Raw genomic sequence first — 12,542 nt, 5'->3', positions numbered from 1 at the left:
GGCTGGTAGTAGTCGTAGTAGGACACGAAGTACTCGACCGCGTTGTGCGGCATCAGGTCGCGGAACTCGTTCGCCAGCTGCGCCGCGAGCGTCTTGTTGTGCGCGAGCACGAGCGTCGGCCGCTGGACCGCCTCGATGAGCCAGGCTGTCGTGGCCGACTTCCCCGTTCCCGTGGCACCGAGAAGCACCACGTCGGTTTCCCCGGCATTGATACGCGCGGCGAGATCCGCGATCGCCTGCGGTTGGTCGCCGCTGGGGGCGTACTCGCTGACGACTTCGAACGGGCGCACGGAACGTGTGGTCTGCACCCTTCCAGGGTAGGTGCGCCCTCCGACATCGGCGCGGGAGTCTCAGCCGAAGCCGCCGCCGGCGTCGAATCCCCCGAAACCGCCGGCGTCGAATCCCCCGACTCCCCCGTCGAAGCCCGCGCCGTCGTAGCCGCCGCCGGCTGCGCTCGCTTCGACGCCCGTGATGTCCCCCACCCAGGCGGGCTGGTCGGCCAGCAGGGCTCCCGCACCCACGGTGAAGTACGTCGTCAGCGCCGTCGAGAGCAGGAAGTGATGCGCGACGACCGTCATCACACCCGCGCTCATCATCAGCGCGCGCGGGTCGACGCCGTCTCGCGGATCGAGCGCCGCGCTCTCTCCGCCGCTCGGGGCCGTGCCTCCGGTGTCGATGGCTCGACGTGCGCGGCGCTCCTCGGCCCGCCGAACGAGTCTGGCCAGCAGATCGTTGTCGTCGTTCTCCGCCTGCTCACCCTCCACCAGGAACGGGCGGAGCTCCTCGAACAGTTCACGACGCTTCTCGCGAGGCAGGTCTTTGAAGGCCTGGGCGTGCGCCTTCTCGATCACACTCGTCGGGAGCGAACCGAGCAGATAGACGTAGCGCGACATCTGCTCTTCGTCGCCTGACGGCCCGGTACGGCGATCGGCGTCTTCGCCACCTGGAGAGAACTCCCACGTCCCCACCTCCCTCGTCGCCTCCAGGGTACGCCCGTCGCGTTCTACAGTGGGGGGATGCTCGAGTTCCTGGTCGGCACGGGCCTCGCCGCCGCAGCGGGCCTGAACGCATGGATGCCTCTGCTCGTGCTCGGGCTCGCCGATCGGTTCCTTCCCGCCGTGGAGCTGCCCGCCTCGTGGGCATGGCTCTCCAGCGACATCGCGCTGTGGATCATCGGCGCCATGCTGGTCGTCGAGATCATCGCCGACAAGGTGCCGGCGGTCGATTCCCTGAACGACGTCTTGCAGACGGTGGTCCGCCCCGCCTCCGGCGGCGTCGTGTTCGGCGCCGGCGCGAGCGCCGAGACCGTCTCCGTCGCCGATCCCGCCGCGTTCTTCTCGGATTCGTCGTGGGTGCCGATCCTCGTGGGGGTGCTCATCGCGCTGGCGGTGCACGGCGTGAAAGCGGCGTTCCGACCGGTTGCGAACGCGGCTACCGGCGGCGTCGCCGCGCCGGTGATGAGCACCGTGGAAGACGTATCCTCCCTCGTGCTCTCGGTGCTGGCCATCCTCGTGCCGGTGCTCGCCGCCCTTGCCCTGATCGGCGGTGTCGTGGCGCTCGGGGTGGGGATCCGAAGATACCGACGGCGCAGATGCGCGGACACCGTCGCGGCCTCCGATTGACGCGACGCCGCCGTCAGGATCGGACCGTTGCGATCATCGCGGGCAGGCTCTCCCACAGATCGTCGACTTGCGCGTGCGTGTGCGCGAGGTCGCCCGCCGTGTCGATGACGACGTCGGCGAGACGCAGTCGGTCTTCGTCCGAGACCTGAGAGGCGAGCCTGGCATCGGCGTCTGTGACGCTGAGCCCGCGGATCTCGACGAGCCGCTGCCGTCGCACCTGCGCCGGCGCGTGGGCGACGATCACGAGCTCCCACGGATCCCGCGCACGGGTCTCGGCCAGGAGCGGCACGTCGTACACGACCACGGCGTCGGGATCGGCCTCGAACGCGCGGGCGAATCGACGTTCGGACTCTGCACGGACCGCGGGATGCACGATCGCGTTGAGCGCGCTCACCGCTTCACCGTCGCCGAAGACCGCGGCCCCGAGGGCGGCTCGATCGAGCGCGCCGTCGTCGCGAAGCATCTGATCGCCGAATCGGTCGGCGATCGCGCTGAGCACCGGCGTGCCCGGTTGCTGAACATCACGCACGATCTGATCGGCGTCGACCACGACCGCGCCGTGCTCGGCCAAGCGGGCCGCGATGGTGGACTTTCCCGAGGCGATCCCCCCGGTGAGGGCGACGAGTGGCATGCCTCGAGCATGCCACGATGTGCCCCGTCAGATCAGAAGTCCGATTCGGCGTGCGGCGGCCCGGAGTACACGCTAGTTTGTGACAAATCCGCTCAGCTCGTCAGTTACCGCTTGGGCAAGCTCGCTGTTCGAGACGGTGAGAATGACCGTGTCTGCTTCGGAATCAAAGGTAATGACGCCGTCCCGCATCAACGTCGCACGAGTCCGCTGCAAGTGGTCGGTGAATAGTTCTTCGATGTCGGCGCTGGTGACCTCTTCGTATGCATCGAATCCGAGGTTGGCGGCGACGAGTTCGTGGCCCGAAAAATGAATCTCGATCAGGTCGTCATCGGTCGGGACGGTGGTGAACTGGGGCTGCGTCGAGACGGGCGAGGGTTTCGGGGTGGGGACGTACCAGAAATCCCGCTTGTTCGCCTCGACAGCGAACTCGGAACTCCAGGCTCGTCCGCTGGCCTCGAACCATTCGAGGTCGCGGTCGATCTTGAGCAATGCCCCAGGGTCATCCGCCTCCCCGACGAACAGCAGCTGCACCATCGACAGGTGTTTCAGATCGCGAAGCACATCCAGTCCCCGAAGAGTCCGCGCCCGTCGAACCGACAGCACCTCAAGGGCCGGCGCCCCCCGAAGCGGGGAGAGATCAAGGGCATTCACGCCGACGAGACCGAGGCTGGCGAGGTTGCTCAGATCACCGAGCGCACCCAGGTCGACCTTCGACGTCGTCAGAGACATCCCCCACACCATCGGGGGAAGGCGGAAGCCTGTCGGCAGGCGCTTGAGATCCAGATCCAGCCACTGCACCATCGGGTTCGTCACAGCCGAAAGCTGGCCCTCCGACGTGAGGGAGGCGTAGCGCAACTCCGGAAGATCCGACAGATCCACCTCCTCTTCGGTCTTCATGAGTCGGATCGAACGCAGGCTGCGCATTCGAGAGATCAGGTGAAGAGATCTCACCGCGCCCGGACTCTGGATGTAGAAGTGCAGGCTCGTGATCCATGGCAGAACAGGTTCGAGCCACGCCAGATCGAACGGTTCTCCGGTAGACCCGATCTGCACCCCCGCGCCGCGACGGAGCACCCCCAACACCGTGTCGAACGACGGCGAGCCCGCTGGCGTCCAGTCCTCCAGACAGATGTCCGGAGCCACCTGCGCCAGCCTCTCGAGCGGTACGTTCACATGCTCGAGAAGCTCCTCCGGAAGGCCCCACGCACGGAAGTACTCCTCATTCCACCCAGACGGGAATTCCACGCCGAGCTCAATCGTGCGCGGCCGGCTGCGCTTCGGGCGCGGTGCCGTAGGACGCGACCAGCTCGAGCTCCTTCTTGCGACCGGGCAGGAAGATCCACACCACGGCGGCACCGATCGCGATCGCGATCGCGCCGACCGCATAGGCCGCGATCGACCCGGTCTCGAGACTCTGCTGGGCCGCCTGAAGGATCTGATCCTTGTACTGCGGGTACTGCTCGGCGACCTGCAGCGCCGACGCGTAGGACGCCTGGAGGGCGGCGGTCACCTGCGAGCTGATGCTCGACGCATCGCCCGACTCGGCGATGAGGTTGCCGAAAGCACGCGCGAAGCCGGCCGCGAGGATCGCGCCGAGCACTCCCTGCATAATCGATCCACCGAGGTCGCGCTGCAGATCGGCCGTCGCCGAGGCCATGCCCACCCGGCGGACGGGCGTCGACTCGGTGATGGCACGCGAGGCCGGTGTCATCGCGAAGCCGGCACCCACACCGATCGACAGGTACGCGACGCTGACGAACCAGAAGGGCGTGTTCTCGTTCCAGAAGAGCATGGTGATGAAGCCGACGAGAACGAAGACGTAGCCGACGAGCATCGTGAATCGCGACCCCCTCGTGAGCACCAGCTTCGCCGACCGCGGTGCGACCAGAAGCAGTCCGACGCCCGCAGGGATGATCGACAGCGACGCGTCGAGGGTGGAGTAGCCGAGGATGTTCTGCTGGAACTGCTGGCCGACGAACATCGCGCCCATGAGGGACCCGAAGACGATGAGGCCACCCGTGGCCGGTGCCCAGAACATCCGTCGACGCGCGACGGAGAGGTCGTAGAGCGGAGACCGCGCGGTCGCCTGGCGCCAGCCGAATACTCCGATCAGCAGGACCGAAGCCGCGAGCAGGATGCCGCCGAGCGTCGCGGTGTCCGGGGCGAAGACGGTCGCCAGACCGAGCACGAGCGCGGCGATCATGAACACCGAGAGCACGCCGCCGGCGTGGTCGACGGGTTCAGTCGACTCGGCGACGTGCGAGGGAACGAAGATGAGCACGAGCACGAAGGCGGCGAGGGCGAAGGGAACGGCCAGGAGGAATGCCGACCCCCACCAGAACCACAGCAGGAGGACACCGGCGAGCACGGAGCCGATGACCGTGGCGGTCGCGCTCACCGCCGACCACAGGGCGATCGCGAGCGTGCGCTGGCGTCCCGGCGCCCACAGCGCGGTGATCAGCGACAGCGTTGTGGGATACGCCATGCCTGCGGCGATCCCCGTGAAGATGCGCGCTGCGACGAGCATCTCGACGGAGGCCGAGAAGGCGGCGAGGATGCTGGCGATGACCGTCAGGCCGAGGCCGAGCACGAGCAGCTGCTTGCGTCCGTGACGGTCGGCGACCGCCCCGAGATACATGACCGACATCGCGAGGCCGAGCGAGCATCCGACCGCGACGAGGTTCAGCGAGGTCTGGTTCGCGCCGAAGGCGTCGCCGATGTCGGGCAGCGCGATGTTGGCGGCGGCGAGATTGATATTGCACACCAGCGCCCCGAGGATGAGCGCCGTCAGCACGAGTGGTGCGCGCGGCGGTGAGCCGGTGGATGCCGTCGGCGAGGCTGGCGAGGTCACGGCCCTACCCTAGCGAGACGGAGGGGTCGCCGACGCCACTCAGGTCACGCGCGCCGGGTGAAACGGCGACGGGCCGGAACCCCGAAGGATTCCGGCCCGTCGACCGTCAGTGCGTGTCGGCTCAGCGACCCGACAGCTTCTCGCGAAGCGCAGCCAGCGCCTCGTCGTCGGCGAGGGTTCCCGCGCCGCTGCTGTCAGAGGTGAACGACGACGAGGGCGTCTCGCCGGCAGCCGCCGACGCAGCCTCGGCTTCCATCGCCTTGACGACGGCGGCCTTGTGCGCCTCCCAGCGAGCGTGGGCGGCGGCGTACTCCTGCTCCCACTTCTCGCGCTGCTCGTCGAAGCCTTCCTTCCACTGGTTGGTCTCCGGGTCGAAGCCCTCGGGGTACTTGTACTCCCCGTTCTCGTCGTACTCGGTGACCATGCCGTAGAGGGCCGGGTCGAACTCGGTGCCGAACGGGTCGACCGACTCGTTGGCCTGCTTGAGCGACAGCGAGATACGGCGACGCTCGAGGTCGATGTCGATGATCTTGACGAAGACCTCTTCGCCGACCGACACGACCTGCTCGGCGAGCTCGACGTGCTTGCCCGAGAGCTCGGAGATGTGCACGAGACCTTCGATGCCGTCGGCGACGCGGACGAACGCACCGAACGGAACGAGCTTGGTGACCTTGCCCGGAGCGACCTGACCGATCGCGTGGGTGCGGGCGAACACCTGCCACGGGTCTTCCTGCGTGGCCTTCAGCGAAAGCGACACGCGCTCGCGGTCGAGGTCCACCTCGAGGATCTCGACGGTGACCTCCTGGCCGACCTCGACGACCTCGGACGCGTGTTCGATGTGCTTCCACGACAGCTCCGAGACGTGGACGAGACCGTCGACGCCACCGAGGTCGACGAATGCACCGAAGTTGACGATCGACGACACCGTGCCCTTGCGGACCTGGCCCTTGTGCAGGTTGTTGAGGAAGTTCGACCGCGACTCCGACTGCGTCTGCTCGAGCAGTGCGCGACGCGACAGCACGACGTTGTTGCGGTTCTTGTCGAGTTCCAGGATCTTCGCCTCGAGCTCCTGGCCGAGGTACGGCGTGAGGTCGCGCACACGGCGCAGCTCGATGAGCGAGGCGGGCAGGAAGCCGCGGAGTCCGATGTCGACGATCAGACCACCCTTGACGACCTCGATCACCTGGCCGGTGACGACACCGTCGTTCTCCTTGATCTTCTCCACGTCGCCCCAGGCGCGCTCGTACTGAGCGCGCTTCTTCGACAGGATGAGGCGGCCTTCCTTGTCCTCCTTCTGGAGGACGAGGGCTTCGACCTCGTCGCCGACGTTGACGACCTCGTTGGGGTCGACGTCGTGCTTGATGGAGAGTTCACGCGAGGGGATGACGCCCTCGGTCTTGTAACCGACGTCGAGGAGCACCTCGTCGCGGTCGATCTTCACGACGGTGCCTTCGATGAGGTCTCCGTCGTTGAAGAACTTCAGGGTCTTCTCGACCGCGGCCATGAAGTCCTCAGCAGATCCGATGTCGTTGATGGCGACCTGCTTGGTGGCCGGGGCGGTCGTTGCGGTAGTCATGTAGTGGGTTGTCCTAAAGGGTTGTGTGCTCGGGCTCCGCCTTCGGACACACGAGATGCCGTCGGCGATGCGAAATGGATTGTGGTCATGCGATGCCGCTCGTGCCGCTGCCGGACGGAACCGGAACGCACACACCATGGCGTGACGAAGCGGCCACACGAGTGACGCTCAATGCTAACAGAGCAGGACGACGTGAATCCACCGCACTCCGCCGCGCTGTCAAGCCCTCACGGGAGCAGCCCTTGCGATGCAAGAGTCGGGGCCATGAGCGAACGAGCATCTCTCCACGCCGGCGACAGGGTGAGCTGGGACACGTCTCAGGGAAGGACGCGGGGAACGGTCGACGAGATTCGCACCGACGACTTCACCTTCGCGGGACAGCACTTCACGGCGTCGAAGGACGAGCCCGCCTACATCGTCTCATCGGAGAAGACCGGGTCCCAGGCGGCGCACAAGCGTGACGCGCTCCGCAAGATCCCGGACTGAGGGCCACCCGCCGGGGGCTGCCATGGAGCGACGTACCGTCAGGAGGTTCCTCGCCCCGCCGCGATGATCGACCGTGCCGCCGATTCTGCGCTCGCGATCACCCGCGTCCCGGTGATACGGACAGAAGCGAGCGCTCCTTCGTGCAGACACAGCAGCTGCAGCGCCAGCCCGGCAGGGTCCTCGAAACCCGCATCTGCCGCGAGCGACTCGAAGAGGTCGCGCAGCCATTCCTTCTCCCCCACCGCGACGGCGTAGCCGGGGTGCCGATGATCCGGCATCTCGGCCAGTGCATTGATGAACGCGCAACCGCGCGGGTTGCCGCGCGTCCACTCCTCGAGCACGGCGAACGGCACGAGGAGTCGGCCCACCGCATCGTCCACCTCATCGAGACGCGCTGTCAGCTGAGCCCGCCATCGACGGTCGCGTTCGAGCAGATACGTCGCGACCAGCACATCCTTGGAGCCGAAGCGGTCGTAGAGCGTGCGCTTGGTCACCCCGGAGGCATCCGAGACGGCATCGACCCCGACCGCCGTGATCCCCCGCTCGTAGAAGAGTTCGGCAGCGGCGTCGAGGATGCGTCGCGCACCGGGAGTGAGGGTGTCCGGATCGAGGGCGGTTGCATTCACAGATCGGTGAACCTATCGTGAGGGACGGCGTACTTCACCGATCAGTGTACGAGGAGGACCTCATGAGCGACAGCATCCGCATGACCGCCGCCCGCATCCACGCTCACGGAGGACCGGAGGTCTTGACCGTCGACCGCATCCCGGTTCCCACCCCTGCTCCCGGTCAGGTTCGCATCCGGGTCACTGCAGCTGCGCTGAACAACACCGACCTCTGGACACGCGAGGGGGCGTACGGGACGCCCGACGACCCGGACGCCGCCACGGGGTGGATCGGTCCGATCGGCTTCCCCCGCGTACAGGGCGGAGATGCCGCCGGCTACGTCGACGCCGTCGGCAGCGGAGTCGATGACACCCTTCTCGGCAGCCGGGTCGTCGTGGATCCGGCGCACTACGACAGCGAGCACGACGACGCTCTGCCCGTGCGCATCCTCGGCAGCGAGTATGACGGCGGCTACGCCCAGTACGTCGTCGTCGACGAGGCCGACGTGCATCGGGTGGACGATTCACCGCTGAGCGATGCTCAGCTGGCCGCGCTTCCGATCGCGTTTGGGACAGCGATGGGCATGATCGAGCGCGCCGGGGTCTCGACGAATGACGTGATCGTGGTCACCGGCGCGTCCGGAGGTGTCGGTGTCGCGCTGGTGCAGCTCGCCGTCGCCCGCGGGGCGGACGTGATCGCCGTGTGCAGCGCGAGCAAGGCCGACGGCGTGCGCGAGGCAGGCGCCACTCACATCGTCGACCGTGCGGGAGACGTGTGGTCGGACGTGCGACGGATCGCCCCCGACGGCGTCACCGCGGTGCTCGATGTCGTCGCCGGGCCCCATGTCCGCGCCGGCATTCCGGCGCTTCGTCCCGGTGGCCGCTGGGTCGTCGCCGGAGCCCTCGGCGGTCACGAGATCGACATCGACGTACGTCGCCTCTATCTGCACAACCTCTCGCTCATCGGCTCCACGATGCACACCCGTGCGCACTTCCGCGCCTTGATGGTCCTCGCGCGGAGTGGCACCGTTCGTCCTCTGATCGCGCAGACCTTCCCGCTCGAGCAGGTTCATCGCGCGCAGGAAGAGCTCGCATCGCGGCGACACGTCGGAAAGCTCGTGCTGCTCCCCGCTGCCTCCCCGCAGAGCTAGCCTTTCGGCATGACCACCACGGCCGCGGTCCCGTACTTCTGCTTCCCCGGCAACGCCCGGCAGGCCCTCGAGCGGTACGCCCGCATCTTCGGGGGCGACCTCGACCTGCACACGTACGCCGCCTTCGGCCGGACCGACGGGCCGGAGGACGACATCGCCCACGGCATGCTGACAGGCCCGGTCACGGTCTTCGCATGCGACGCCGGCGCCGACGAGGACGGCTTCCACAGCGTGGGACTGTTCCTGTCGCTGCTCGACGCCGCACCCGTCGACGACCTGCGTCGCTGGTTCGCCGAACTGTCCGCCGGCGGCCGCGTCATCGATCCGCTTCAGAAGCGCGCGTGGGGCGACTGGGACGGTCAGGTCCGCGACGCGTTCGGCGTGACCTGGCTCATCGGCTTCTCGGGCATGACGGATGACTGAGCACCCCGCGTCCCGCGCGACGGTCACGCTGGTGGTGAACCTGCCCATCACCAAGCCCGACGCCCTGGGATGGACGGTGCACCTGGCCGGCGAATGACCGACGCGCTACCGTGTGGGTGACGGGTGCAGAGGAGACCACGATGATCGGCATGGTGCGTGAGGTCGCCCTCGCCGCGTTCGCCGTCGTGGGCCTCGCCGCACCGCCCTCCGTCGCCTCCGTCGGCGCTCTCGCCGTCACGGCGGCGCTCGTCATCGGCGTTCTTCTCATCGCCCTGCGCGTTCCTCCGGTCGACGAGAACGGGGCGTGCCCCCGACGGACGGCGTCCGCGGCCATCTCCCCCTCGGCACCCCTCGCGCAGAGCGACCCCGACGCTCCGGGGCATCCGCGGTCGCGGGCACCGGGTCTCGTGGCACCGGCCACGTAGACCGAGCCGCGCCCCGCCGGGGTGCGGGCATCCCTTCGTGGTCGTCTCCCTTCTCGACGCCACGACAGATTCGGATGCCCATGGACCTTTTCGCCGTTCCCCCCTTCTCCTCCGCCCTCTCGGCGGTCTATCACGCCCTCACCGCGCTCGCCGACCTGCTTGCACCCGTCGCGGGGGCCGGGGCCCCGGCCCTCGCCGTCGTCGCCGCGACCCTCTTCGTGCGCGCCGCCCTGATCCCCGTCGGAGTCGGCGCGGCCCGCGCGGAGCAGTCGCGCGCCCGGCTCGCACCGGACATCGCCCGCCTCCGGGAACGGTGGAAGGGACAGCCGGAGCGCTTGCAGCGAGAGATCGTCGAGCTGTACCGACGCCACGGCGTCTCACCGATCGCCGGATGCCTGCCGGCACTCGCGCAAGCTCCCGTCCTGGGAATCCTCTACGCCGTGTTCGTGCATGCTGACATCGCCGGCGAAGCGAACCTTCTTCTCAGCGGAAGGCTCTTCGGCGCTCCACTGGGGACGACGGTCGTCGGCGCGCTCGGCGACCCGACGACCCTGCTCGTCTTCGCGGTGCTGGCGATCGTCGTAGCCGTGATCGCCGAGTCCTCGCGTCGCACCGCAGCCGTCTCCGTTCCTCCGGGGATGCCGTCCGGACCGACGAGGCTGGCCGGCGCACTGCACTTCGCCCCGCTCGTGGCCGTCTCCGTTCTGCCACTCGCCGCCGGTGTGTACCTGTGCGTCTCTCTGGCGTGGACGCTCGCGCAGCGCGCCGTCCTCCGACGGTGCTATCCGATCGCGTGAGACGCGAATGTCCCCTGCACACCACATCGAAGATCACCAGCTCCCGGAGGTAACGTTCGGGTCACATTCAGGTCCGGTCTGGCAGACTCTGGGACTTGTGTCTGCTTCTGCCGACGCGGAACGCCGTCATGACGGCGCAGATACCCGATACGGAACCTGGTTTTGATGCACACGAACACGACGTCCTCCCCTGCCCCCAGTCGACGCGTCCGACGCGAGATCGCACGCCGCAATCGTCGACGCCCCGCCATCGCGGCCGCGAGCCTCGCCCTCGGTGTGCTCGCCGTCGGCGCGGTGACCGGCACCACCGCGGTGTCGCAGGCCTCCGCGTCCTCCACCCCCGCTCTCGCTGCCTACGCGCTCGCGTCGCACACCACCGCCACGCCGGCGCCGACCGGCTCAGCGACGAGCTTCGACCTCGACGACATCAGTGACGAGGCCGAAGAGGCTCTCGTCGCCGCCGCAGATGCCCTCGCATCGGCGGACGACGTCGAGGGCGACGTCGCCGACTCGGGCCTCGACCTCGGTGACGCCGCGACCGACGTCGACACGGATGCGCTCGAGGAGGCCATCGAGGATCTCGACGGCGCTCACCTGCTGCCCTCCCCCGCCGTCGCAGACATGACCGAGGACGTCACGACCCTCATCGCAGCCGTCTCCGAAGACGTCGCCGGCATGCGCGGCAGCCTCGAAGCCGCCGAGCAGAAGAAGGCGGAGGAAGAGGCCGCCGAGAAGGCGCGCAAGGAAGCCGAGGCAGCGGCGGCCGCTGAGGCGGCGGCCGCCGAAGCAGCCGCGCAAGAAGAGGCCGCCGCCGCCGAGCAGGCCGCGTCCACCGGATCCGTCTCGAGTGTTCCGGACCCGGGCTACGCCGCGGGCGGCACCAGCGCCGGTGAAGCGCAATCCATCGCGCGCGGGATGCTCGGCGGCTACGGCTGGGGCGACGACCAGTTCAGCTGCCTGGTCGCCCTGTGGAACAAGGAGTCGGGCTGGAACTACCAGGCGTACAACGCCTCGAGCGGCGCCTACGGCATCCCGCAGGCTCTGCCGGGCAGCAAGATGGCCTCTGCCGGCGCCGACTGGCAGACCAATGCCGCGACCCAGATCTCGTGGGGCCTGGGCTACATCTCCGGCCGCTACGGTTCGCCCTGCGGTGCGTGGGACCACTCGCAGTCTGTCGGCTGGTACTGATCCGTCGACCCCGCTCAGCGCCGCGAAGAGCCTCGTTCACCTCGTGTGAACGGGGCTCTTCGCTCATCGGTCCGGGATCTCCAGCGGCAGCTCCCGCGCGCGGTCCCACGGTTCGGCCCATCCGAGCCGGTCGAACAGGCGATCCAGCAGGATCGCGGTGAACCCCCACACGAGGTGTTGACCACCGGCATGAGGGACGGTGAAGGCGGGTCCGCGCCACGTCTGGCCGTCACGCCGCACGACGACCGTGCCACGACGATCCGGGTCGAGAAGGTCGGCGACGGGAGCGCGGAACACATCCGACGACTCGCGCTCATCCACCACTCCCACCGGGGTCGGCTGTCGCCACCACCCGAGCACCGGACTCACGACATGACGCGAATACGCGAGGGGCACCTCGTCGAGCACGCCGAGCACGTCGACGCCGTCGGGGTCCAGCCCCGTCTCCTCGCGCGCCTCGCGCAAGGCTGCTGCGACCGGTCCGTCGTCCGCCGGGTCGACCCGCCCGCCGGGGAAGGCGATCTGGCCCGCGTGCGAGCTGAGGGTCGCCGCGCGTGCCAGTAGCAGCACGTCGAGATCCGCCGAGACCGCCGCGTCCCGAGCATCCCGATCGCTCGGCAGATCATCGAGGACGCCGAAGAGCATCAGCACGGCCGCCGGCCGGGACTCGGCTGCTCGCGGCAGCGCATGGAGGGCCGAAAGGTCCACACCGCCTCCGCGCCCGGAGGCGACATCTGCCAGCTCCGCACGAGCGCCGCGTTCGGGAAGGGGCACACGCATCTGTTCA

At 68.4% G+C, this 12,542-nt stretch carries 15 protein-coding genes; 7 read left to right on the top strand and 8 right to left on the bottom strand.

Annotated features, from left to right (window positions below; all coding sequences use genetic code 11):
• Nucleotides 1-308: DEAD/DEAH box helicase family protein (locus B3S45_RS04545; protein ID WP_286717653.1), on the bottom strand; the 308-nt coding region annotated here is incomplete at its 3' end.
• A 42-nt stretch (nt 309-350) separates the two neighbouring features.
• Entirely contained in the window at nt 351-893 is a 543-nt protein-coding gene (locus tag B3S45_RS04540) for a hypothetical protein (protein WP_286717651.1), read from the bottom strand.
• A gap of 123 nt (nt 894-1,016) precedes the next feature.
• On the opposite strand from B3S45_RS04540, the gene B3S45_RS04535 reads away from it, so the two are divergent.
• On the top strand, nt 1,017-1,622 hold the full coding sequence (locus tag B3S45_RS04535; protein WP_286717650.1) for a DUF4126 domain-containing protein: 606 nt from the start codon (nt 1,017-1,019) through the stop codon (nt 1,620-1,622).
• 13 nt (nt 1,623-1,635) lie between these two features.
• Here the strand turns inward: B3S45_RS04535 and coaE are convergent, their stop codons facing one another.
• The 4 genes from coaE to rpsA all read right to left on the bottom strand — a co-directional run bounded on the left by coaE (nt 1,636) and on the right by rpsA (nt 6,680).
• Nucleotides 1,636-2,253 carry a dephospho-CoA kinase gene (gene coaE, locus B3S45_RS04530; RefSeq protein ID WP_194383223.1) on the bottom strand — a complete coding sequence of 206 codons (618 nt, stop codon included), beginning with the start codon at nt 2,251-2,253 and terminating at the stop codon, nt 1,636-1,638.
• Nucleotides 2,254-2,325: 72 nt separating this feature from the next.
• Nucleotides 2,326-3,426: a hypothetical protein gene (locus tag B3S45_RS04525; protein WP_286717647.1), complete on the bottom strand. Its 1,101-nt coding sequence runs from the start codon at nt 3,424-3,426 to the stop codon at nt 2,326-2,328.
• Between the two features lie 79 nt (nt 3,427-3,505).
• Complete coding sequence (locus tag B3S45_RS04520) at nt 3,506-5,104, bottom strand: MFS transporter (protein WP_194383225.1); 1,599 nt, start codon at nt 5,102-5,104, stop codon at nt 3,506-3,508.
• Between the two features lie 121 nt (nt 5,105-5,225).
• Nucleotides 5,226-6,680, bottom strand: a complete 1,455-nt coding sequence (rpsA, locus tag B3S45_RS04515; protein WP_071043609.1) for a 30S ribosomal protein S1 — start codon at nt 6,678-6,680, stop codon at nt 5,226-5,228.
• Nucleotides 6,681-6,944: 264 nt separating this feature from the next.
• On the opposite strand from rpsA, the gene B3S45_RS04510 reads away from it, so the two are divergent.
• Entirely contained in the window at nt 6,945-7,166 is a 222-nt protein-coding gene (locus tag B3S45_RS04510) for a DUF2945 domain-containing protein (RefSeq protein WP_194383226.1), read from the top strand.
• Between the two features lie 38 nt (nt 7,167-7,204).
• On the opposite strand, the gene B3S45_RS04505 is transcribed toward B3S45_RS04510, so the two are convergent.
• Nucleotides 7,205-7,792: a TetR/AcrR family transcriptional regulator gene (locus B3S45_RS04505; protein ID WP_194383227.1), complete on the bottom strand. Its 588-nt coding sequence runs from the start codon at nt 7,790-7,792 to the stop codon at nt 7,205-7,207.
• Between the two features lie 62 nt (nt 7,793-7,854).
• Between B3S45_RS04505 and B3S45_RS04500 the strand changes: the two genes are divergently transcribed.
• From B3S45_RS04500 to B3S45_RS04480, 5 genes are all read left to right on the top strand, one after another.
• Nucleotides 7,855-8,922, top strand: a complete 1,068-nt coding sequence (locus B3S45_RS04500) for a zinc-binding dehydrogenase (protein ID WP_194383228.1) — start codon at nt 7,855-7,857, stop codon at nt 8,920-8,922.
• Nucleotides 8,923-8,931: 9 nt separating this feature from the next.
• On the top strand, nt 8,932-9,345 hold the full coding sequence (locus B3S45_RS04495; protein ID WP_194383229.1) for a VOC family protein: 414 nt from the start codon (nt 8,932-8,934) through the stop codon (nt 9,343-9,345).
• 116 nt (nt 9,346-9,461) lie between these two features.
• Nucleotides 9,462-9,770: a DUF6412 domain-containing protein gene (locus B3S45_RS04490; RefSeq protein WP_194383230.1), complete on the top strand. Its 309-nt coding sequence runs from the start codon at nt 9,462-9,464 to the stop codon at nt 9,768-9,770.
• A gap of 80 nt (nt 9,771-9,850) precedes the next feature.
• On the top strand, nt 9,851-10,567 hold the full coding sequence (locus B3S45_RS04485) for a YidC/Oxa1 family membrane protein insertase (protein ID WP_286717642.1): 717 nt from the start codon (nt 9,851-9,853) through the stop codon (nt 10,565-10,567).
• Nucleotides 10,568-10,732: 165 nt separating this feature from the next.
• Nucleotides 10,733-11,755, top strand: a complete 1,023-nt coding sequence (locus B3S45_RS04480; RefSeq protein WP_286717640.1) for a lytic transglycosylase domain-containing protein — start codon at nt 10,733-10,735, stop codon at nt 11,753-11,755.
• 63 nt (nt 11,756-11,818) lie between these two features.
• Here the strand turns inward: B3S45_RS04480 and B3S45_RS04475 are convergent, their stop codons facing one another.
• Nucleotides 11,819-12,535, bottom strand: coding sequence for an NUDIX hydrolase (locus B3S45_RS04475; protein ID WP_286717638.1), 717 nt, complete (start codon nt 12,533-12,535; stop codon nt 11,819-11,821).
• Nucleotides 12,536-12,542: the final 7 nt, after the last annotated feature.

Source organism: Microbacterium sp. UBA1612 (genome assembly GCF_002321605.1).
Classification (GTDB): Bacteria; Actinomycetota; Actinomycetes; order Actinomycetales; family Microbacteriaceae; genus Microbacterium; species Microbacterium luteum.
The sequence above is the reverse complement of the archived record's forward strand: the minus strand, read 5'-3'. Positions and strand labels throughout refer to the sequence as shown.

Excerpts from the sequence above, each read along its gene's own strand:
- B3S45_RS04540 (WP_286717651.1), bottom strand. The coding sequence starts at position 893 with ATGTCGCGCTACGTCTATCTGCTCGGTTCGCTCCCGACGAGTGTGATC.
- B3S45_RS04535 (WP_286717650.1), top strand. The coding sequence starts at position 1,017 with ATGCTCGAGTTCCTGGTCGGCACGGGCCTCGCCGCCGCAGCGGGCCTG.
- coaE (WP_194383223.1), bottom strand. The coding sequence starts at position 2,253 with ATGCCACTCGTCGCCCTCACCGGGGGGATCGCCTCGGGAAAGTCCACC.
- rpsA (WP_071043609.1), bottom strand. The coding sequence starts at position 6,680 with ATGACTACCGCAACGACCGCCCCGGCCACCAAGCAGGTCGCCATCAAC.
- B3S45_RS04510 (WP_194383226.1), top strand. The coding sequence starts at position 6,945 with ATGAGCGAACGAGCATCTCTCCACGCCGGCGACAGGGTGAGCTGGGAC.
- B3S45_RS04500 (WP_194383228.1), top strand. The coding sequence starts at position 7,855 with ATGAGCGACAGCATCCGCATGACCGCCGCCCGCATCCACGCTCACGGA.
- B3S45_RS04495 (WP_194383229.1), top strand. The coding sequence starts at position 8,932 with ATGACCACCACGGCCGCGGTCCCGTACTTCTGCTTCCCCGGCAACGCC.
- B3S45_RS04485 (WP_286717642.1), top strand. The coding sequence starts at position 9,851 with ATGGACCTTTTCGCCGTTCCCCCCTTCTCCTCCGCCCTCTCGGCGGTC.
- B3S45_RS04480 (WP_286717640.1), top strand. The coding sequence starts at position 10,733 with ATGCACACGAACACGACGTCCTCCCCTGCCCCCAGTCGACGCGTCCGA.
- B3S45_RS04475 (WP_286717638.1), bottom strand. The coding sequence starts at position 12,535 with ATGCGTGTGCCCCTTCCCGAACGCGGCGCTCGTGCGGAGCTGGCAGAT.